Source organism: Mesorhizobium sp. M1322 (assembly GCF_040318085.1).
Lineage (GTDB): Bacteria > Pseudomonadota > Alphaproteobacteria > Rhizobiales > Rhizobiaceae > Mesorhizobium.
In genome coordinates this window covers 23,439-44,578 of the sequence record NZ_JAMYLP010000043.1, presented here as the reverse complement: position 1 = coordinate 44,578, position 21,140 = coordinate 23,439, and the positions used below count along the sequence as shown (strand labels likewise).

Below are 21,140 nucleotides of genomic sequence, written 5' to 3'. Positions count from 1 at the left end.
CCTTCGGCCGGGCGGCAGCGCGCTTCGACGAGCGGATGAAGCTGCCGGCGGCGCGGCTGACCGCGCTGCTCATCGTTCTAGCGGCCTTCCTCGTCAAAGGCGCCGATGCCGGTAACGCCTGGCGCACCGTGCGGCGCGACGCGAAGAAGCACCGCTCGCCCAATGCCGGCTGGCCGGAGGCGGCGATGGCCGGCGCGCTCGGCCTGGCGCTCGCCGGCCCGCGTTCCTATGACGGCGTCATGGTCGACGATGCGTTCATGGGCGAAGGCGGCCACCGCGATGCCGAGAGCGCCGACATCAGGCGGGCGCTGAAACTCTATCGGATCGCCGACTTTTTGCTGATCGCGCTGTTCGGCTTGCTGTCGGTGATCGTCATCGCTGCGTGACGTTTAATCGGGTCGAGATCGGCTAAAACAAAAACCCGCCTCAAAGGCGGGTCGCTGGCGCGAATCTGCACCATGAATAAATTCCTAGCACAACTGTCGTCACAAAGCAATTGATTTCGGGCCACGACGTGGCCAATCGCTTCAGGTTTGCGCTGCCCCTCATCGCCCTGCCGGGCACTTCTCCCCGTATAGCGACGGGAGAAGGACGCCTTCGCAAAAGGACTTCGCCAATCTCTAGCGTTGCAGAAAGAGTGCCAAGGTTGCGGCCAGCCTCCTTCTCCCCGTCGCTATACGGGGAGAAGGTGCCCGCAGGCGGATGAGGGGCGGCGCCGACATCGACAATTGGTCATTCCAACATGAGTTGGAGGTTACGTTTGTCTGAAGCCATTGCGCTACCCCAACCGCGGGCAAAACCTCTCAGAACTCTATGCCTTGCTGTGCCTTCACACCGGCGGAAAAGTGATGCTTGGTCACGCCCATCTCGGTGACAAGATCGGCGGCATCGACCAGCGCCGGTTTGGCGTTGCGGCCGGTGACGACGACATGCAGGTTTTCGCGCCGCCGTTGCAGCGCCGCGACCACCTTGTCGAGATCGAGATAGTCGTAGCGCAGCGCGATGTTCAACTCGTCGAGCACCAGAAGGCTGATCGATGGATCGGCCATCAGCTCAAGCGCCTTGGCCCAGGCGGCTTCGGCGGCAGCGATGTCGCGCTTCAGATCCTGCGTCTCCCAGGTGAAACCCTCGCCCATTGTGTGCCAGACGACCCGATCGCCGAAAGCGGCAAAAGCGTCCTTCTCGCCGGTGTGCCATTTGCCCTTGATGAACTGGACGACGCCGACGCGCCTGCCGTAACCTAGCATCCTCAGCGCCAGCCCGAAGGCGGCAGTGGTCTTGCCCTTGCCAGGGCCGGTGTTGACGATCAGCAGTCCCTTTTCGACCGTCTTTGCCGCGACCTCGGCGTCCTGCACCGCTTTGCGTTTGGCCATCTTGGCGCGGTGGCGTTCTTCGTCCTTGGGATCGATAGTATCAGCCATGTCATTTCGCCTTGAGCGGCAGTCCCGCCACCATGAGCAGCACCGTATCGGACACTGCCGCGACTTGCTGGTTGAGCCGGCCGGCGGCATCGCGAAACCGGCGGGCGAGCGCATTGTCCGGCACGATGCCCTGGCCAACCTCGTTGGAAACCACAAACCACGGCCCGCGCGGTCGTGACAGCACATCCACCAGCCCTCGGCATTCAGCCTCAACGTCATCTTCGGCCAGCATATGGTTGGTCAGCCACAAAGTCAGGCAGTCGATCAGGACGGGCCGGTCGGCAGGCAGCGCCTCGATCGCGCCGACGAGATCGAGCGGCGCATCGATGGTCGTCCAGCCCTCGCTGCGCCGCGACCGGTGCAGCGCGATACGCTCGCGCATCTCGTTATCATAGGCTTGCGCCGTGGCGATATAGGCCCACGGCGCCGGATAAGCCGTCGCCAGCCTTTCGGCATGCGCGCTCTTTCCGGCGCGCGCACCGCCGATCACCATGGTCAGCCTCCCGCCGGGAGCAGCGGGATCAGGCAAAGCTGTCGCGCAGGCCGGTCGCGGTGCCGGTCAAGCGGCCACGCACCACGCCGACGACGGCGCCGAGCACCAGCCAGAACACCAGATTGGTCAGCGTCACCGCCACCACGAACTGGTGGTGCAGGCCTTCCGGGATCGGCGACTCGAACCTGTCGGGCTGCGGCGCGCCGACGATATGCGGCGTCACGATCAACATCACGGCAAGCAGCGCCAGCGGCAGCGACTTGCGGAAGGCAAGCAGGCCGAGACCGGCGGCCGTCGCCACCACCGTCGCCATCCACCAGATCTGGCGCTGGGTGAGATCGGCCGCCGGCATTGCCGGCAGTTCGGGCGGCAGGCCAAGATTCGGAGCCAACGTGAACACGGCAAAGCCGGCAAGGCCCCAGAACACGCCCTGACGCCAATTGCCGATGCCGCCGGCGAACTCCGAAGCGGCGACCAGGATCAGCGCAAGGCCGATGCCGGTGACGACATTGGCAACAACGTTGAAGGCGAAGCGCTCGAAGCCATCGGCCGGAGCCCAGCCTTCGTCTTCCGGAGCGGCAGCTTCAGCCTCTGCTGGCGCCGCGCTGGTCATGGCATTGGTATCCCCGGCTTTCGCGGCCGGCGTCACGGCATGGTCATGCGTGTGACCACCGCCGGCCTGTTCGTAAACTTCCGCCTTGAGGATCAGCGGCACCGTGGCGTAGGCCTGCATGCAGGCGAGAACGACGCCGGCCACGAGCCCTGCGATCGCCGCGATGAATACGACGTTGCGAAACAGTGTCATGATGTCAGCCCCTCGTCAGTGGCAGGGGAATGCCATCGAATGGCGATAGTCGTGAGCGGCATTGTGGACCGCATCGATATGCGACAAGCCGACAAAGCCCATCACGAAAATGCCGAGCAATGCAGCAAGCGCCAGCTGCACGAAGCGCGACTGCGAGGAGACGGAAGTGCCGAGCGAGACGGAAGCGGTATTCATGTCTTGTCCTTTCGCCCTCCACCCGAGGGCATAGAAGTCAGTTCTCCTGTCGCCGGCAGGTCTCCTGGCTCGCGGATCAGCGCCCTTCCCCACCTTCCCGAAGACAAATCTTCAGTGGCATATGGAGAGGACTACCGCACACAGTTGCGGGGGCAGCCACGGCATTGGGCAAATTTTGCCCTCACCGCATTCCCTTTAGAGCGCCGTGCGTCCGCATGGACGCACAAAGGACGCTCTAACACTTAGACTCTGCGCATGACCTTTCCGGAACCGATTCCGGTTCCGGGATCATGCGCGGTTCCAAAACGGAACCGACGACAGCTGCGACTATAGGCAGAATCGTCGCGCCCGGCAAACCAAATTCCGCCAGCTACCAGCGCGAATGCGTCGTATCGGCAGATCAGCCGGCCGGTCCCGCGATTGACAATTTTCGCGGCCGGGTGTCGGCTGGCGCACCACAGGAAGTCGGTCATGCAACCCAGCCCGAGCAAGCGCGATTCCTATAACGGTTTGACGCGACTTGAACCGACGCTGCCGTCATCGGCCTACTGGGACATCGAGGCATATCAGCGCGATCTCGACGCCATCTGGTATCGAAGCTGGCTGCTCGTCTGCCGCGAGGCCGACCTCGCCCAGCCGCTGGCGTTCAGGACGTTCCGTGTCGGCACGCAGGAGACCGTCGTGCTGCGCGACGAGACCGGCGTGCTTCGCGCCTTCCACAACACCTGCCGGCACCGCGGCTCGCAGCTTTGCCAGGAGAGCGAAGGACGGCTGAAGGCGCGGCTCATCACCTGCCCCTATCACGCCTGGTCCTATTCACTGCGCGGCGATCTCGTGCGCGTGCCGTCGAAATCGCTGCCTGAAGGCTTCGACAAGGCCGATCATCCACTCTACCGCGTGGCGCTTTCGGTATGGCGCGGTTTCGTCTTCGTCAATCTCAGGGAAGACGCCGCCGGTTCGGCCGAGACATCGTTCGATCCCACATCCGGCAATCTCGCCAATTGGCCGCTGGAAACACTGGTCACCAGCCATGTGCTGCGCAAGGTGATGAACTGTAACTGGAAGATCTTCTGGGAGAATTTCAACGAGTGCCTGCATTGCCCGGGTGTCCACAAGGACCTGTCCAGGCTGGTGCCGATCTATGGCCGCGGCCTGATGGGGCGGCACGACGACCCCGAATGGGCCCGTCACGCCGACAATGACGCGCCGGAGTTTTCCGGCGGCCTGCGGGCCGGAGCCGAGACATGGTCGCGCGACGGGCGCGTCCATGGCCCGGCCTTTTCCGACCTGACTTCAGTCGAGCGTTCCGCCGGGCAGACCTATGCCACCAACCTGCCGTCGATGTTCATCGTCGGCCATGTCGACTATGTCAGAACCGTGCGGCTGGTGCCGCTTGGACCGGAGCAGACCGAACTGACCGCCGAATGGCTTTTTTCTCCCGAAGCGCTCGCCGACCCGACGGCGGATATCGACAACATCGTCGCTTTCGGCAGCCAAGTGCTGGAGGAAGACGCCGATATCTGCGAGATCAACCAGAAAGGCCTGCGCTCGATGCGCCACAAGGCCGGCGTGCTGATGCCCGAGGAATATGAATTGCTTCGCTTCCACAACTGGGTACGCGAGCGGCATGCAACGCTTTCACCCAAGCCCTGAACATCAAAGGGATTTGGCCCGCCTTCTTTTGTCCGGGGCAACCATGATAGTCGTCTTGCGGTGCTGAATCAGATTGCGAGACCATGAGCATTTCTACGCCGACCGTTCAGGACCGATCCAAGCGCATCATCGCCATCGACGTCGCCCGCGGCATCGCTTTGCTTGCCATGGCGAGCTACCATTTCACCTGGGATCTCGAATTCTTCGGCTACACCGATCCCGGCCTGACCGCCTTCGGCTGGTGGAAATTCTACGCGCGCTGTATCGCTTCGACCTTCCTGTTCCTGGTCGGCGTCAGCCTGTTCCTCGCCCATGGCAAACTGATCCGCTGGAACGGCTTCTGGAAACGCTTCGCCATGGTCGCCGGGGCGGCGCTCGCCATATCGGCTGCCACAAGGTTTGCCACGCCGGACAGTTTTATCTTCTTCGGTATCCTGCACGAGATCGCGCTCGCCAGCCTGCTCGGCCTGGCTTTTCTGCGGCTGCCGGCGCTGCTGATGCTTGTTGTCGCAGCTTTCGTCATCACCGCGCCGCTCTACCTCAGGTCCGAGATCTTTGACGATCCGACCCTGTGGTGGGTCGGCCTGTCGGCAACCAACCCGCGCTCCAACGACTATGTCCCGCTGTTTCCATGGTTCGGCGCCGTGCTTGTGGGTATCGCGGCGGCAAAACTCGCCTCCGCTTCCGGCGTGCTGACGCGGCTGGCGGGCCTGACGCCCGGCCGCTGGACCAACCCGCTGGTCTTTATCGGCCGGCACAGCCTCGCCTTCTATCTGATCCACCAGCCGGTGCTGATCGGCTCGGTCTGGCTGCTTTCGCAAGTGGTGCCGGCACCCGTCGAGACCAGGCAGGTCACCTTCTTGAAAGAATGCCAGACATCGTGCGAGCAATCGCGCGACACGGGGTTCTGCTCCAGCTATTGTGTGTGCATGCTCGATACGCTCGAGGGCGAGGCCACGCTTGATCGGCTCTACCGCAACGACCAGGCTGCGGAATGGAAGGCACATCTCGACGAGCTCGCCGGCGCCTGCACTGCCAAAGCCGACAGCACATTGATGGAGGGAGGAGCACAATGACCGACCATCAACTGAAACCGGGGCAGCCGAAACCGGGGCTCATACCATGGCCGCCGCTTATCTATGTTGCGGCCATAGCCATCAGCATCGCGCTTGGCTTGTTCTATCCGCTGCCGTGGATCGGCGGCCTTTTCGGCGACATCCTGTTCGCGGCCGGCTGGGTGGCATTGTTCGGCGTCGTCGCGCTCTGGTTCACGGCGATCCGCACCATGATCCGGGCAAAGACGGCGCTCCACCCAAACGCCGTGCCGGATCACCTGGTAACATCAGGCCCCTTCGCCGTCAGCCGCAACCCGATATATCTGGCCAACACGCTGTTGCTGATCGGCGTGGCCCTTATCTCGGGGATCGTATGGTTCCTGCCGCTGGCGATCATCGCCGCCTTCGCAACGCAGAAAATGGCGATCGAGGGCGAGGAAAAAGTTCTGACGGCGAAATTCGGCAAGAAATACCGAGACTACGCGAAAAGGGTGCGGCGCTGGATTTGAGGCGTGCGGCAAGGCCTGTTTCAGAATTCGCTCTGGCGAGTCAGATAGCGTGTTTTTCGAGAACCGGAGCGGAGCGTACATTTGAGTACGTGAGCACCGGAAGCGCAGAAAACCACGATAGCTGGCCGCCAGAGTAGAATTATCAAAAAGGCCGCTCAGGTGTTGACGCCGAGCTCCACCAACCGCTCGACACAGGATTCCTCGGCCTGGTCGAGCTCGGCCAAGGTCTCTTCGAGGTCGCGGCGCTTCTGGCGCAGATCCTCGCGCTTTTCCTCGATGCGCTTGATCATCAGGTTGAGCTGACCGACCTCCCCAGGCGGCTCCTTGTACATCTGGATGATCTCGCGGATTTCGTTGATCGAAAAGCCGAGCCTCTTGCCGCGCATGATCTGGCGGATGAGATGCCGGTCCGACGGGCGAAACAGCCGCGTACGGCCGCGACGTACCGGCTGCACCAGCCCCTCGTCCTCGTAGAAGCGCAGCGTCCGCGTCGAAACATCGAATTCGCGGGTCAGTTCGGTGATCGAATAATATTCCCGCATCATCACTCCATGTCCGGCCACGCTGCGAGTTCCAACCATGCGGCCTCGCAATCGTCCAGACGGGTGTCAGAATCGGCCGATAGGCAGTTCCAAAATCTCGCATGGCATTTACGTAAAAGTCAATTGAGAGGGTCGCTCAGCGCACGCCGAACCACCATGTGGCGAGGCCGAGAAAGGCAAAGAAGCCCACGACGTCGGTGACCGTCGTGACGAAAACGGCCGAAGCCACGGCCGGGTCGATCTTGAACCGGTCGAGCAGCAACGGGATCAGGATGCCGGCAAGTGCGGCGACGAACATGTTGATGATCATCGCCGCCGCGATGATGCCGCCCAAATTGGGATCGCGGAACCAGGCGGCCGCGACGATGCCGATCAGGATGGCGAAGATGATGCCGTTGATGAAGCCCACCCCCATCTCGCGGCGGATGATGCGGCCGGCATTGTAGATGTCGAGGTCCCTCGTCGCCAGCGCCCGCACCGTGACCGTCATGGTCTGCGAGCCGGCATTGCCGCCCATGCCGGCGACGATCGGCATCAGCACAGCCAGCGCCACGATGTGCTCGATCGTGCGGTCGAACAGACCGATCACCGAGGCCGCCAGGAACGCGGTCAAAAGGTTGACGAGCAGCCACGGAACGCGCGAGCGCGAGGTCGAAAGAATGCTATCCGACAGTTCTTCGTCGCCGACACCGCCCATGCGCAGCAGATCCTCCTCTGCTTCCTGCTGGATGACGTCGACCACGTCGTCGATGGTCAGCACGCCGACCAGCCGCTCGTCCTCGTCGACGACGGCGGCGGAGAGAAGGTCGTATTGTTCGAATTCGCGCGCCGCCTCTTCCTGGTCCATCGTGGCCGGAATGGCGTGCCTGGTCTCATGCATGACCTCTTCGACCTTGATCGAGCGCTTGGTGCGCAGGATCTGGTCGAGATCGATGGCGCCGAGCAGCTTGAAGCTCGGATCGATGACGAAAATCTGGCTGAAGCGGTCGGGAAGGTCCTGGTCCTCGCGCATGTAGTCGATGGTCTGGCCGATCGTCCAGAACGGCGGCACCGCGACGAACTCCGTCTGCATGCGACGGCCGGCGGTCTCTTCGGGATAGTCGAGCGAGCGGCGCAGCCTGATCCGCTCGGTGAACGGCAGTTGCGACAGGATCTCGTCCTGATCTTCCTTTTCGAGATCCTCGAGAATGTAGACCGCGTCGTCGGAATCGAGGTCCTGCACGCCCTGGGCAATCTGCGCGTTGGGCAGACTGTCGACGATGTCGCGGCGGATCGCCTCGTCGACCTCGGTCAGCGCGGAAAAGTCGAAGTCGGCGCCCAACAATTCGACCAGCGCGCGGCGCTGTTCGGGATGAAGCGCCTCGAGCAGATCACCGAGTTCCGATTGGTGCAGGTCGTCGACTTCACGCTTCAGCGTCAGCGTGTCGCGATCGGCGATCGCTGCGCCGATCGCGGCAAGGAACGACGGCAGAATGGCGCCGTCCTCGCCATAGATGTCGGCGTGGCTGTCCTCAGCGGCCCTGGCGCCGGTCGTCTGTTCGTCCTGGCCTTCCACCAGCGCCTCCCGCCATCAGAATTCCGGAAAAGGTGCCTGTCAGGTCTAGAGCATTGGACCCCGAAGTGGAAACCGGTTTTGGGAAAATCCGATGCTCAAACACAAAGATAGAGCGGCGGCACGTCTAGACCTGAGGGTCCGCAGCTCTATGGCGCAATGCGCGGGAATATCAAACGAAATGCGCCGTTCCCCGCCGCGGAGCGAAGGCTGGTGCAACCGGATCGCCGGACAGACGTTGATGCCGCACCCTCTCCTCAGGGACGCGTCGGCTCAGTCCCGAGGCCAGATATCAACGGGCGCAAGGGATGACAGACTGATCGAAATGGCAGCCGTTGGACACCATAAATCCTCGAACAACAATCGAACGTCGATTCCGGGCAACTCGGTGGCCGAAATATGCGACAGAACCGGTTTGCCTTACCACCACGTCAATTGCGTTGACCTGAGCGCGTGCTCGGAATTTGCGGATGGGTGGTGGAATCCTTATAGTTGTGAATTGGCGCACGCTTTCGACTGCGGGCGTGTAGAATCGTAGAGAAGGATACAGATGCCGGACGTCAACTCGGATGCGGCGATACCTCGAATTGCACTCATTTCAACCCACGGCTACGTAGCAGCCAACCCACCACTCGGCGCTGCCGATACCGGCGGACAGGTGGTCTACGTCCTGGAACTTGCCAAAAAGCTGGCCCAGTTGGGTTATGCCGTCGATATCTGGACGCGGCGATTTGAAGACCAGCCTCCTGCCGATGAGGTGGCAGACGGGGTTCGTGTCCTGCGTGTCGCCTGTGGCGGACCCGATTTTATTCCGAAGGAATATCTCCACCGCCACCTTCTCGAGTGGTGTGAAAACGCGCTGCGCCTGATTCGCCGGGAAAATCTCTCCTACGACTTCATCAACAGTCACTACTGGGATGCGGGCGTGGCGGGGCAGCGACTGTCGGAAGCGCTCAATATCCCGCACATCCATACGCCGCATTCCCTCGGCATATGGAAGCAGCGCCAGATGAAGACGGACTACCCTGATAAAGCCGATACATTCGAGGCCGAGTTCAATTTCACCGAGCGCATCAAGCACGAGACGATCATCTATCGAAGCTGCGCCATGGTGATTGCAACAACGCCGCCGCAGGTGGACATGCTGGTCGAGGACTACAGTCTCGAGCGCGACCGCGTGCACATGATTCCGCCCGGTTACGACGACAACCGGTTCTTCCCCGTCAGCGAAGCGTCTCGCCGGCTGATCCGCCATCGGCTCGGCTTCGAAGGGCGAACGATCCTGGCGCTCGGCCGGCTCGCCACCAACAAGGGCTACGACCTGCTGATCGATGCATTTTCCGTGGTGGCGCCGCGTGTGCCGGATGCGGTCCTGAGACTTGCTGTCGGCGGCGAGAACATGGACGAGCAGGAACAGAAAATCCTGAACCAGCTCAAGCAACAGGTTGAACAGCTAGGCTTACAGGATCGTGTCGTCTTCTCCGGCTATGTTGCCGACGAGGATCTGGCCGACACCTATCGGGCGGCGGACATGTTCGTCCTGTCGAGCCGCTACGAGCCGTTCGGCATGACCGCGATCGAGGCAATGGCCTGCGGAACGCCCACCGTGGTTACGATCCATGGCGGCCTCTATCGTGGTATCAGCTATGGCCGGCACGCGCTGTTCGGTGATCCGTTCGACAAGGAAGATCTCGGCATCACGATCGTCAAGCCTATGAAGCACCAGCGCCTCTACGGCCGACTGGGCCGCATGGGTGCGCACAAGGCGCGCAGCCTGTTCACCTGGACAGGTATCGCGCAGCAGCTTGTCAGCCTTGTCGAAGGACGTCCGGTGCTGAAGGCGGTCGACGACCATGACTGGGACGAGCCGTGGAACGACGGCGATTGAAACCGATCGCGCTTTTATCGAGCGATCTCGACGGGACCCTGGCAGGCGATGCGCCGGCGACGTCACGCTTTCGGTTGAAATGGGAAGCGCTCGACCCCGAGCACCGGCCGGTTCTCGTCTACAACAGCGGTCGTCTAGCCGACGACATTTTGAACTTCGTCGACGAAGTCGGCCTGCCGGCGCCGGACTACGTGATCGGCGGTGTCGGTACGATGCTCGCCGGCCCGCGACACACCTCTCGTCCCACACACTTTGCCGATTTGGGCCATTTTACCCAGAGGTTTTCGGAAGGCTGGTCTCTTGAAAAGGTCGATGCGGTGCTCGGACCGCTGGAAGACACCGTCCGCCAACCCGACGGCTATCAACACGCCTTCAAATCGAGTTGGTACCTGCACGACGCAAGTCCGGAAGCCCTTGCCAGCATCGAGCGCGCTCTGGCCGAGGCCGGCCTGTCAGTGACGATGATTTATTCGAGCGGACGCGATCTCGACATCCTGCCGCGTTCAGCAGACAAGGGGCAGGCGCTGGCCTGGCTCTGCAATGAACTCGGCATCGGCCTGGATGAGGTGGTGGTTGCCGGCGATACCAACAACGATCGCAGTATGTTCGACCTGCCGGGTGCGCGTGGGATTGTCGTCGCCAATGCCCTTCCCGAACTGCTTGACATGGCGCGGGACAACCCACTGATTTACAGCGCTAAAGAACAGTTCGCCCTTGGCGTCGTCGAAGGCCTTGTTCATTGGTCGGTTTTTGCGGACGCTCAATCCTGAGCCGGAAATATTGATCTCCTTGTCACGGTTTGAGCGCCCATACCGTCGCGTGTAGAACAGCGCCCGCTTCGGCGATGAGACGTGCGGATTGTACCGGCTCAAAACCGCTGATCCGCTTCGTGCCAGCCCAACGACCGCGATCCGCGAAAACCTCGATCGATCCGTAGTCAAGGAATATCCGCAGCCGTTTTGGACGGGCTCCCTTGGCGATAAAGTGAGGAGATACCGCCGCGCCTCCGTCTTCATGACGAATGGCAAGTCCCTCGTCGTCAACCACAACTTCAAGCCGGACAGTTGGATGTTGGAGCTTCAGGCGGAAATGGGCACCCGGCTTTTCCAGCTCGAACAGGACTTCGACGGCGCCGTTGATAAAGCTTACCTGCTCCCCGGCTGCGAGGCGTGTCCGGTCCAGAATATGGCTCCGCAGGCTCTCGGCTGCTCCGATGGGCGGGGTATGCAACTCGCCTGCAGACAGATGGATATTGCGAGGCAACGTCATGGCCGTGGGGAAATCGATCGCCGGTCCGGTATCGGCCCAGTTGGCAAGCCATCCTATACCGACGATGGCATCACCGTCGACGAAGGCCTGGAAGGCGTAGTTGTCCGTCCCGAAGTCCAGTTCCTGTTCGAATTCCTTGGCAAAGGTCTGACCATCGAACCAGCCGACAATGGCCATTGTCAGATTCCTGCGCCGGGTGGACCGGTCCTCACTGTTCATCAGCCCGAGAATTAGAACCCAGCGCGTCGCGGGATCGGTCGCAGGCCCGTCAAGCGGCAGCAGACAGGGACATTCGATCGCCGTCGTCCGATAGTGTTTCTCGACCAGAAGCTTGCCGATATATGTCCAGCCGGTGGCGGCCGTATGGTCATGGGTTTCGTAGAGCAGGACAACGCCGCCCTCATCGCTCTGGCTGCCCAGCAGCATTTTCCAACGGCCATCCGGTCCCTTGAAGACGTATGGGTCGCGAAAATCGGTGGTCAATCCCTCGTCAAGTGGGCGGTAGGGCAGGATGACGTCGGCATTTCCCGCCGTGATGAGGTCGCTGGAAGTGGCAGTGAGCTGGATCTGCTGTTCCGGGATACGGTCCTGTACCTGCTCGGTGAAAAAGACGCGAATGCCCGGGCCATCGGCAAGCGGGATGGCTGAGCCGGAATACGCACCGCCCCGTTTGTCGGGCCTCGCGGTAAGATCCTCCGAAGGGAACAGGAAGATGGGCATGTGACGCCATCGCAAATAATCCGAAGATACGGCGTGGCCCCAATGCATCGTGTTCCACCGAAGCCCATGGGAATAATGCTGATAAAAGAGATGTGGGCGACCTCCAAACCGGCCGAATCCGTTTGGATCGTTCATCCAGCCAAACGGCGGGCGAAAATGATAGCTGTCAGGGATGTTCGGCGGGGCATTTCCCGGATTGGTGTGGAGAACTGTAATGCCCGTCTCCAGCACGTCGGCCAATGCGAACCAGTAGGCAACTGATATCGAGGTTTGATCGGTGTCGTAGTCGAGTTCGACACTGCCGCCGCCGAAGACGTGAAAAATTCTGAATTCATACTCTTCGGCGTTCGTAACGCTCACCTCGCCGAACTTGCCACGGACATTGGAAAAAGACAGCGATCCCGGAACGTCCGGCTTGGCCGCCTTAAGCCAGATATGAAACGTGGCGTTGACTGGCAGGTCGGCATGCAGGCTTCGAACGGTGTTACCTCCCGCAATCCTTACCTTGACCTGGCTGTCACTCATGAACATGGCTCCGTTCCGTGCGGCGTTCCCGGACAGATAGAGTATCAAACCCGGTTTTCGACCTGGAAATGCGTGGCAGAAGGTTAAGGCTGGATTTTCACTTTGGCAAAGTCATTCCCCGGATCGACAGTTCTTGACTTCAGTCGCTGCGCGGATCGCGCCAGCGCAAGACCTCTCTTTTCCGCGGATTTTAAGCCCTTTCGACCTCGCGGATTTGGCGTCCCTTATGCAGAGGGCGACGCCCAGTTAGCCAGCGCTGTTGACTCTGGCTACCATTGCCAGGACACCTAACCTTCTATGGATTGGCGTATCGCAAACTGTGTCTCAATCTGCGCTGGCTGGCGTCCGGTCACCCACCAGATCACCGACACCACGATGATGGAGACGTAGCCGTCAACAGCATAGTGCCATCCGGTATATACCGAACCGTACATTATTAGGGCTGCGAACATCCAACCGAGAATACCGAGCCAGAGATTGAGAGAAGAAAGCAGATACGCATTCAGTGTGGCAAAGGCGACGTGCATGCTTGGCATGGCCGAGATGCCGCCGCCAAGGTCTGGCCGGCCGCTCTGGTAAGCCGTCAGAAGATATGCGGCGGGCTCCCGCACCATGTGGCTATAGTCGAGACCGTCCATGGCGACCTTGAGTCCGTTGAAGCGGTCCTCGCCAACAAACTGGTGGTAGTAGATCGGCCCGACCGACGCCAGCGCCGAGGCCAAGATGGTGCCGAGGATGCATAACGTCAGCGCTGCTGCCCAGAGATAGCGGATGCGGCCAACCTTGTCCGACCAGAGAGACACGAAAAGCATGGTGCCGAACCATTGGAAAAACCAAATCACCTCATAGCTGTTGAAGACGACGATCGACCACATGCTGCTGTCGAGCCTGTGCGTGAGTTCCCACGGCGCAATCCCGTGCAACCATTCATCCAGATCGGCTAACCAGTTGTCCGCATAGAATGGAACGACGGACGGGATGGCCATCTTGTAGGTAGAGTACGCGGTCAAGCTGGCGAAGAAGAACAGCAGCACCAGCAAACTGCCACGCCAGCGCGCTCGAACCAAATCTATGGCGTAGCGAGTTGGCTCTCCTCGGCCGTAAATAAGCGCGGCAGAACAGACACCGCCCATAAACAAGATCGGAATACCCACGGCGAACTTCTGGGCATAAACCAGGATTAGGTGGAAGAAAGACTGCGGACTTAGTGCAGACGCGCCTGCCACGAAAATTGCTATAAACAAGGCAAGGCGCAACGACCATCTTGTCGATGGACTGTAGTCCCTTACCCCTATAGTTAATGACATACTAATTTACCAAGATGCAAATACGTTATCGGTGGCATTATCAATGTGATAGCGAAGCAAGCTTACCATGCAGTTACTTCGCGCCCCGCCCGTCCGGACCCACTGCCGGGTGGATCGGACCGTCGGTCCTGCGCTATGACTGAAAGCTGAATTTAGGAGGATCTAATGGCCATCGGTCCTGACACCAAAGGTGTCTACACCATCGCCCCGACGCCGTTCGAGGCGGATGGCAAGATCGACTGGGAATCACTTGATTCGATGGTCGATTTCTACGAGCGCTGCGGCGTCGATGGGATGACAATCCTCGGCATCATGGGTGAGGCCCCGAAGCTCGACGCCGGCGAATCGCTCGAGATCGTCAAGCGTATCGTGGCGCGCACCAAGCTGCCGGTCATCGTCGGCGTCTCTGCCCCTGGCTTCGCGGCCATGCGCAGCCTTGCGCGCGCCTCGATGGAGGTTGGCGCGCAGGGCGTGATGATTGCGCCGCCGCCGGCGCTGCGCACCGACGACCAGATCGTCATCTATTTCCGCAACGCATCCGAAGCGGTCGGCGAGGATGTCCCTTTCGTCCTGCAGGACTATCCGCTGACCCTCTCGGTCATCATGACGCCGGCCGTCATCCGCCGCATCGTCACCGACAACCCGGCCTGCTTCATGCTCAAGCACGAGGACTGGCCGGGCCTGGAGAAGATCAGCGCGCTGCGCGGCTTCCAGAAGGACGGCTCGCTGCGGCCGCTGTCCATCCTCACCGGTAATGGCGGCCTCTTCCTCGACTTCGAGATGGAGCGCGGCGCCGACGGCGCGATGACCGGCTATGCCTTCCCCGATATGCTGGTCGATGTGGTGAAATTGTCTGCCGCCGGCGAGCGCGACAAGGCGCACGATCTTTTCGACGCCCACCTGCCCTATCTGCGCTATGAGCAGCAACCCGGCGTGGGACTTGCGGTACGCAAATATGTGATGATGAAGCGCGGCGCCATCGCGTCCGACGCCCAGCGCAAGCCGGCCAGTGCGTTGTCGGCGGCGGCCAGACAAGAAGTCGACTATTTGCTTATGCGGCTGGAAAGTCGCGTCCGCAAACAAGCCTCAGGATAACGCAACCAGCGGGCTATTTGCCGCGCAATCGCATCAACAGATAGCCGCGTGAGCACTTGCGTGAAAAGCGCATTTTTTGCCGAGGATTCCCAATGGCCCGCTTCGCGACACGGTTCGGGTCTTTGAAGCAGCTGGCACTTGATGACGGGTCAACCATGCGGTTAGCGCGCGGAATTCCGCGCCCAACCAGCCGCAGGTTCGCACAGTGTTTCAGCTTGCACAAATAGTCTTGGGAAGAGCTGCAGTGAAACAGAAAATTGCGCAATAAAATAACGGCTTATTGGATAAAGCTGGTGCGGTCGAGAAGACTCGAACTTCCACGGGTTGCCCCACAGCGACCTCAACGCTGCGCGTCTACCAATTCCGCCACGACCGCACGTGGTAGAAGCCGGAACGAACCGGCTCGCGGCGTGTAGCAAATCGTTTCCGGCGAAACAAGGGCGCGTCGTGCATTAATTGCCCCCGGATTCGGCATAAGCCTGCAAAGGTTGGAACGCGCTCGCAACTGGACGTTTCAGCCGATTGCCGCCATATGAAGAGCGACACGAGACACGCCATGACAGAACGCAGCCAGATCGCCACGTCGTTCCTGCCCCTGCCCGGTTCGGCGCCGGTTGAATGGCGGATCGAACCCGGCCTCACCGCCTATCCGGATGCGCTTGCCGTGATGGAGGCGCGTGCCGAAGCGATCCGCAGCGGCACCGCCGGCGAGATGGTCTGGCTGGTCGAGCACCCGCCGCTCTACACCGCCGGCACCAGCGCCCGCATCGAGGACCTGATCGAGCCGGACCGTTTCCCGGTGTTCGCGGCCGGGCGCGGCGGCGAGTACACCTATCATGGGCCGGGCCAGCGGGTCGCTTATGTGATGCTCGACCTGAAGCGGCGGCGCGAGGATGTCCGCGCCTTCGTCGCGGCGCTCGAACAATGGATCATCGGCACGCTCGCCGTCTTCAACGTGCGCGGCGAACGGCGTGAGGACCGCGTCGGAGTCTGGGTGGTGCGGCCGGGTCGCCCCGTCCTGGCCGACGGCTCGCCGGCCGAGGACAAGATCGCCGCCATCGGTATCAGGCTGAGGCGCTGGGTGAGCTTTCACGGCATCGCCATCAATGTCGAGCCGGATCTCAGCCACTTCAGCGGCATCGTGCCGTGCGGTGTACAGGATCACGGCGTCACCAGCCTCGTCGACCTCGGCCTTCCCGTGGGGATGGCCGACCTCGATCTCGCGCTGAAATCCGCCTTCGAAGACATCTTCGGACCCGCGGCGCCTTTGCTTGTCGAAGCGGCCCGCAAGGCTGGTTGAAGTAATGCCCAACGCCTGTGCCAGCTCAAAGCTGGCGCGTTGACCTCACGTAATGCGGCGAGAAAGGCTTACGACATCACGCAACCAACAACGGCAAGTGTCAGGGGATGTGGCTCAACGCTGACGCCCCCCTCTCCCCGTTCTTCACGGGGAGAGGGGGGGTGAGGGGCGGCGCAAGCGATCAAGGACATGCCATAGCCTTTGGCGGCAACAAATCGAAGATCATGCGTTTCGATACAGCGTTCGAGGCGTCCTTCGATCGCAGCCAATATGTTTCAAGCACTTCTTCGCGGTCCTTCAATACGTTGACGTTCCAAAAGCGCAGCATGGACCAACCCTTCGAGACGATGAAGCGATCCCTGATCTGGTCGTACTTGTTGCCGACATGCTGACTGCCATCGATCTCGACAACAAGCTGGCGCTCCCTGCAGGCGAAATCGGCGAAGTAGGAGCCTATCGGAAGCTGGCGCACGAATTTATGGCCGTTCAGTCTGCGGTCACGCAGCTCAAGCCAAAGTGCGCCTTCGGCATCATTGTCTGACTGGCGCAGCCGCCTTGCCCGCTTCGTCGTCTCGATTTCCGGTCCACGCATGGCGCTGCCCCTCACCCTTACCCTCTCCCGTGAAGAACGGGGAGAGGGGGGCGTCAGCGTCGAGCCACGCCTTCAGAAAATCCTCACATCGCGCCGATCCAGATCGCCATGGAAATGAGAAACGTGCTCATGCACACCAGTGACACGACATCCTGAACAAGATCGGTCATAGCGCTCTCCTGTTTTCAGTATGTTCGTATTTTGTTCTGATTTTGTTCGAATGTCAACAACCGCCGTGCGAGCATGCCGCGGAATTTCGGGCGCTCAGTTCGGCAGGGTTAAGGAAAGGTTGAGAGGCGGATTGCCCTGTTTCCGCTGGCTGCGTGTCGGGAAAGTGCAGCCAGACAGCATGCTGAGAATCAAGTCGCCGGGGCGGAGATTCAGGTCAGGCCGGCGTCACCTGAATATCGATACACCTTAAAGCGGAACAACCTTGCCGTCGGCGAGCGTGACGCGACGGTCCATGCGCGAGGCAAGCTCGTGATTGTGGGTGGCGATCAGCGCCGCCAAGCCCGATTGCCGGACCAGCGCTCCCAGTGCCTCGAACACATAGGAGGCGGTGACCGGATCGAGGTTGCCGGTCGGCTCGTCTGCCAGCAGCACCAGCGGCGCATTGGCGACGGCGCGCGCGATGGCGACGCGCTGCTGCTCGCCGCCGGACAATTCGGACGGCCGGTGCTGCGCGCGCTTGCCGATCTGCATGTAGTCGAGCAGTTGCGCCGAACGCTCGGCAGCCTCCTTGCGCGTCAGCCCTTTTATCAGTTGCGGCATCATGATGTTTTCCAGCGCCGTGAACTCCGGCAGCAGGTGATGGAACTGATAGACGAAGCCGACATCGTTGCGGCGGATCGCCGTGCGCTCGTCGTCGGAAAGCCGTCCGCAGGCGCGGCCTGCCAGAATCACGTCGCCGGCGTCTGGCCGCTCCAGCAGTCCGGCGGTGTGCAACAGCGTCGATTTGCCGGTGCCCGAAGGCGCCACCAGCGCCACGATCTCGCCGCGCTTCAGCGAAAAATCGGCACCGTTGAGGATGGTCAGCTTGCGCGGCCCCTGCACATAGTGCCGCTCGACGCTCTTCAGCTCGATAATGGCCTCGGCTATCATTCGTACCTCAGCGCTTCGACCGGATCGAGCCTGGCCGCGCGCCATGCCGGAAACAGCGTCGCCAGGAACGACAGCACCAGCGCCATCAGCACCACCGAGATCGTCTCGCTGGCGTCCATGCGGGCAGGCAACTGGCTCAGGAAGTAGAGCTCGGGGTTGAACAGTCTCTCGCCGGCCAGCCAGGAGAAGAACTGGCGGATGCGCTCGACGTTCAGACAGATGACGACGCCGAGCAGGACGCCGGCGATGGTGCCCACCACTCCGATCGCCGCCCCCGTCATCAGGAAGATACGCAGGATAGCGCCGCGCGTGGCGCCCATAGTGCGCAGGATGGCGATGTCGTGGCCCTTGTCCTTCACCAGCATGATCAGGCCCGAAATGATGTTGAGCGCCGCCACCAGCACGATCAGCGTCAGGATCATGAACATGACGTTGCGCTCCACCTGCAGCGCATCGAAGAACGTCCTGTTGCGTTCTCGCCAGTCGACCATGGTGATCGGCCGCTGCGATGCCTCCTCGACCTGCGGCTTCAGCGCGTCGACATTGTCGGGATTGTCGACATAGATTTCGATCGCCTGGGCCCGGCCATCCATGTTGAAATAGAGCTGCGCTTCCGAGAACGGCATATAGACGATGGAGCTGTCATATTCTGACATGCCGACCTCGAAGATCGCCGTGACCGGATAGCCTTTCATGCGCGGTGTCGTGCCGAGCGGCGTCACATCGCCGTCGGGCGCGATAAGCGTGATGGTGTCGCCGAGCACAAGACCGAGATTGTCAGCCATGCGGCTGCCGATGGCGACGCCCTCGCCTGTGTCGAAGCCTGTGATCGAGCCCTGCTTGATATTGTTGGCGACGATCGAAATCTTGCCCAGATCCTCGCCGCGTATGCCGCGAACCAGCGCCCCCGACCCGCCGCCGATATTGCCTTGCGCCAGCACCTGCCCGTCGATTAGCGGAATGGCGTACTGGACGCCGGGAACGCCGTTGATGCGGCCGGCGACCTGCGCATAGTCCTCCAGCGGCATATCGAGCGGCTGCACGATCAGATGGCCATTGACGCCAAGGATGCGCGTCAGGAGCTCGGCGCGAAACCCGTTCATGACAGCCATCACGACGATCAGCGTGGCGACGCCCAGCATGATGCCGAGGAAGGAGATCGAGGCGATGACGGAGATCACCGTCTCCTTGCGGCGCGAGCGCAGATAGCGCCACGCGACCATGCGTTCGAAAACGGAAAAAGGTCCGGCGGCCGGGGGTTTCGCTACTGCCGCTTCGCTCATGCGGCAAAACCGAAACGTTTCTTCACGTCCTCGATCGGCAGCGTCTCACGCTCGCCAGTCCTGCGGTTCTTGGTCTCGACCTCGCCGGCGGCCACGCCGCGCGGCCCGACGATCACCTGCCACGGCAGGCCGATCAGGTCGGCGGTGGCGAACTTGCCGCCTGGCCGCTGGTCGGTGTCGTCGTAGAGCACGTCCTTGCCGACGGCGACAAACGCCGCATGGAGTTCGTCGCAGACGCGGTCGCAGTCGGCGTCGCCGGCTTTCATGTTGATCAGGCCGATGTCGAAAGGCGCCACCGCCTCCGGCCAGATGATGCCGTTGTCGTCATGGCTGGCCTCGATGATCGCCGCGACCAGCCGCGACGGGCCGATGCCGTAGGAACCCCCGGAGACAAAATGGTCCTTGCCGTCGGGCCCGGTCACCTTGGCGCGCATCGGCTTCGAATACTTGTCGCCGAAATGGAAGATGTGGCCGACCTCGATGCCGCGCGCCGAGACCCGGTCGCTTGGCGCAACCTTCTCCCACGCCGCCTCGTCGTGCATCTCGTCGGTCGCGGCATAGGGCGTCGTCCATGTCTTGACGATGTCGCCGATCGCGTCATCGTTGGAGAAGTCCGTGTCCGCGCCCGGCACAGCAAGAGCGAGATAATCGCGATGGCAATAGACCTGGCTTTCGCCGGTGTCGGCCAGGATGATGAATTCGTGGCTGAGGTCGCCGCCGATCGGCCCGGTGTCGGCACGCATCGGGATTGCCTGCAGCCCCATGCGCGTGAACGTCCTGAGATAGGACACGAACATCCTGTTATAGGCCGCCTTGGCGCCTTCGAAATCGAGATCGAAGGAATAGGCGTCCTTCATCAGGAACTCTCTGCTGCGCATGACGCCGAACCGCGGCCGCACCTCGTCGCGGAATTTCCACTGGATGTGATAGAGATTGAGCGGCAGATCCTTATAGGACTTCACATAGGCGCGGAAAATCTCGGTGACCACCTCCTCGTTGGTCGGCCCGTAGAGCATGTCCCGGTCTTGCCGGTCCTTGATGCGCAGCATCTCCTTGCCATAGTCGTCATAGCGGCCGCTTTCGCGCCACAGCTCGGCGGACTGGATGGTCGGCATCAGGATCTCGAGCGCGCCGGCCCGGTCCTGCTCCTCGCGAATGATCCGGCAGACCTTGTCCAGCACCCTTTTGCCGAGCGGCAGCCAGGAAAAACTGCCTTGCCCCTGCTGGCGGATCATACCGGCGCGTAGCATCAGCCGGTGCGAGACGATTTCGGCCTCGCGCGGATTTTCTTTGAGGATAGGCAGGAAATAGCGCGACAAACGCATGGACTGGTCCGTGAGAGAGAGGATTGCCGCACCGGAATCGGCGCAGCGCAGGCTTGCTTGCCCCGGCTTCATAGCCATTTCATGACGGAATGGAAACCCGCCCCCCAGGGCCCCCATTGCGGCGTCGCAAAGGCGCCGCAGTGCCTCATCCGCCTTGCTGGTCGTTTCGCAAGCAACGCCTGCCACACTATTGTGCACTGCAGCACGAGATTGCTTATTTCCAGGCAAAATTCTGCGTGACATTTTCACCCGCCTTGGTCTAATGTGCCCCGATAACCGAGAGGGCGGAAAGAAATCTGCCCTCCTACGCGGTCAAAGTCTTGGGAGGATGCGATCTAGGCGCGGTTACTCGCTGCCGCCGGACACCGGAAACAGATCGGACGCGTTTAAATTGCAAGGCCTCGTGCCTTGCATTTTTTTTGTGCAATCATTTGGTTAGCAGGACAAATTGCCAAACCACCTTACCTAACGTCGGCACAGCGGGTTCGAAACCTGCATCGGCCTCCGGCC

19 protein-coding genes, 1 tRNA gene, 1 pseudogene and 1 riboswitch are annotated in these 21,140 nt (G+C 61.3%); of the genes and pseudogenes, 8 read left to right on the top strand and 13 right to left on the bottom strand.

Annotated features, from left to right (window positions below):
* A partial coding sequence (locus NKH12_RS17350; RefSeq protein ID WP_352954250.1) for a cobalamin biosynthesis protein occupies positions 1 to 386 on the top strand: 386 nt, incomplete at its 5' end.
* A gap of 417 nt (positions 387 to 803) precedes the next feature.
* Here NKH12_RS17350 and cobO read toward each other — a convergent pair.
* The 4 genes from cobO to NKH12_RS17330 are packed head-to-tail and all read right to left on the bottom strand — an operon-like array spanning position 804 to position 2,914.
* A complete protein-coding gene (gene cobO / locus NKH12_RS17345) occupies positions 804 to 1,421 on the bottom strand; it encodes a cob(I)yrinic acid a,c-diamide adenosyltransferase (protein WP_352954249.1) in 618 nt (205 codons plus the stop codon).
* Between the two features lies 1 nt (position 1,422).
* Complete coding sequence (gene cobU / locus NKH12_RS17340; protein WP_352954248.1) at positions 1,423 to 1,914, bottom strand: bifunctional adenosylcobinamide kinase/adenosylcobinamide-phosphate guanylyltransferase; 492 nt, start codon at positions 1,912 to 1,914, stop codon at positions 1,423 to 1,425.
* Positions 1,915 to 1,942: 28 nt separating this feature from the next.
* Complete coding sequence (locus NKH12_RS17335) at positions 1,943 to 2,719, bottom strand: CbtA family protein (RefSeq protein ID WP_352954247.1); 777 nt, start codon at positions 2,717 to 2,719, stop codon at positions 1,943 to 1,945.
* 15 nt (positions 2,720 to 2,734) lie between these two features.
* Positions 2,735 to 2,914 (bottom strand): CbtB domain-containing protein, encoded by a 180-nt coding sequence (locus tag NKH12_RS17330; RefSeq protein ID WP_352954246.1) that lies wholly within the window; start codon positions 2,912 to 2,914, stop codon positions 2,735 to 2,737.
* Between the two features lie 37 nt (positions 2,915 to 2,951).
* Positions 2,952 to 3,153, bottom strand: a riboswitch (cobalamin riboswitch).
* A 232-nt stretch (positions 3,154 to 3,385) separates the two neighbouring features.
* On the opposite strand from NKH12_RS17330, the gene NKH12_RS17325 reads away from it, so the two are divergent.
* The 3 genes from NKH12_RS17325 (at position 3,386) to NKH12_RS17315 (ending at position 6,131) form a co-directional block, all read left to right on the top strand.
* Entirely contained in the window at positions 3,386 to 4,567 is a 1,182-nt protein-coding gene (locus NKH12_RS17325) for an aromatic ring-hydroxylating oxygenase subunit alpha (protein WP_352954245.1), read from the top strand.
* An 83-nt stretch (positions 4,568 to 4,650) separates the two neighbouring features.
* On the top strand, positions 4,651 to 5,643 hold the full coding sequence (locus NKH12_RS17320; protein WP_352954244.1) for an acetyltransferase domain-containing protein: 993 nt from the start codon (positions 4,651 to 4,653) through the stop codon (positions 5,641 to 5,643).
* Positions 5,640 to 6,131 (top strand): methyltransferase family protein, encoded by a 492-nt coding sequence (locus tag NKH12_RS17315; RefSeq protein ID WP_352954243.1) that lies wholly within the window; start codon positions 5,640 to 5,642, stop codon positions 6,129 to 6,131. The genes NKH12_RS17320 and NKH12_RS17315 overlap by 4 nt, the downstream gene beginning before the upstream one ends.
* A gap of 155 nt (positions 6,132 to 6,286) precedes the next feature.
* Here NKH12_RS17315 and NKH12_RS17310 read toward each other — a convergent pair whose 3' ends face one another.
* Together NKH12_RS17310 and mgtE are read right to left on the bottom strand one after the other, a co-directional pair.
* On the bottom strand, positions 6,287 to 6,673 hold the full coding sequence (locus NKH12_RS17310; RefSeq protein WP_023685221.1) for a MerR family transcriptional regulator: 387 nt from the start codon (positions 6,671 to 6,673) through the stop codon (positions 6,287 to 6,289).
* A gap of 136 nt (positions 6,674 to 6,809) precedes the next feature.
* The gene (gene mgtE / locus NKH12_RS17305; protein WP_352954242.1) at positions 6,810 to 8,228 is read right to left on the bottom strand and encodes a magnesium transporter; all 1,419 of its coding nucleotides are present in this window, start codon (positions 8,226 to 8,228) and stop codon (positions 6,810 to 6,812) included.
* A gap of 547 nt (positions 8,229 to 8,775) precedes the next feature.
* Between mgtE and NKH12_RS17300 the strand changes: the two genes are divergently transcribed.
* Together NKH12_RS17300 and NKH12_RS17295 are read left to right on the top strand one after the other, a co-directional pair.
* Positions 8,776 to 10,113 (top strand): glycosyltransferase family 4 protein, encoded by a 1,338-nt coding sequence (locus NKH12_RS17300; protein WP_352954241.1) that lies wholly within the window; start codon positions 8,776 to 8,778, stop codon positions 10,111 to 10,113.
* A complete protein-coding gene (locus NKH12_RS17295) occupies positions 10,110 to 10,883 on the top strand; it encodes an HAD-IIB family hydrolase (RefSeq protein WP_352954240.1) in 774 nt (257 codons plus the stop codon). Before NKH12_RS17300 ends, NKH12_RS17295 begins: the two co-directional genes overlap by 4 nt.
* A 22-nt stretch (positions 10,884 to 10,905) precedes the next feature.
* Here NKH12_RS17295 and NKH12_RS17290 read toward each other — a convergent pair whose 3' ends face one another.
* Complete coding sequence (locus tag NKH12_RS17290; protein ID WP_352954239.1) at positions 10,906 to 12,627, bottom strand: GH32 C-terminal domain-containing protein; 1,722 nt, start codon at positions 12,625 to 12,627, stop codon at positions 10,906 to 10,908.
* A 287-nt stretch (positions 12,628 to 12,914) separates the two neighbouring features.
* Positions 12,915 to 13,781, bottom strand: a complete 867-nt coding sequence (locus NKH12_RS17285; protein WP_352954238.1) for a phosphatase PAP2 family protein — start codon at positions 13,779 to 13,781, stop codon at positions 12,915 to 12,917.
* Between the two features lie 318 nt (positions 13,782 to 14,099).
* Between NKH12_RS17285 and NKH12_RS17280 the strand changes: the two genes are divergently transcribed.
* Positions 14,100 to 15,029, top strand: coding sequence for a dihydrodipicolinate synthase family protein (locus tag NKH12_RS17280; protein ID WP_352954237.1), 930 nt, complete (start codon positions 14,100 to 14,102; stop codon positions 15,027 to 15,029).
* A 291-nt stretch (positions 15,030 to 15,320) separates the two neighbouring features.
* On the opposite strand, the gene NKH12_RS17275 is transcribed toward NKH12_RS17280, so the two are convergent.
* A tRNA-Leu gene (locus NKH12_RS17275) sits at positions 15,321 to 15,405 on the bottom strand.
* 180 nt (positions 15,406 to 15,585) lie between these two features.
* On the opposite strand from NKH12_RS17275, the gene lipB reads away from it, so the two are divergent.
* A complete protein-coding gene (lipB, locus tag NKH12_RS17270) occupies positions 15,586 to 16,329 on the top strand; it encodes a lipoyl(octanoyl) transferase LipB (protein WP_352954236.1) in 744 nt (247 codons plus the stop codon).
* A gap of 203 nt (positions 16,330 to 16,532) precedes the next feature.
* Here the strand turns inward: lipB and NKH12_RS17265 are convergent.
* The 4 genes and pseudogenes from NKH12_RS17265 to proS all read right to left on the bottom strand — a co-directional run.
* Positions 16,533 to 16,921: pseudogene (locus tag NKH12_RS17265) on the bottom strand (endonuclease domain-containing protein); the annotation flags it as partial.
* Between the two features lie 417 nt (positions 16,922 to 17,338).
* A complete protein-coding gene (locus NKH12_RS17260; RefSeq protein WP_352954235.1) occupies positions 17,339 to 18,022 on the bottom strand; it encodes an ABC transporter ATP-binding protein in 684 nt (227 codons plus the stop codon).
* Positions 18,019 to 19,305: a lipoprotein-releasing ABC transporter permease subunit gene (locus NKH12_RS17255; protein WP_352954234.1), complete on the bottom strand. Its 1,287-nt coding sequence runs from the start codon at positions 19,303 to 19,305 to the stop codon at positions 18,019 to 18,021. Before NKH12_RS17255 ends, NKH12_RS17260 begins: the two co-directional genes overlap by 4 nt.
* Positions 19,302 to 20,630 (bottom strand): proline--tRNA ligase, encoded by a 1,329-nt coding sequence (gene proS, locus NKH12_RS17250; protein WP_352954233.1) that lies wholly within the window; start codon positions 20,628 to 20,630, stop codon positions 19,302 to 19,304. The genes NKH12_RS17255 and proS overlap by 4 nt, the downstream gene beginning before the upstream one ends.
* Between the last annotated feature and the right edge of the window lie 510 nt (positions 20,631 to 21,140).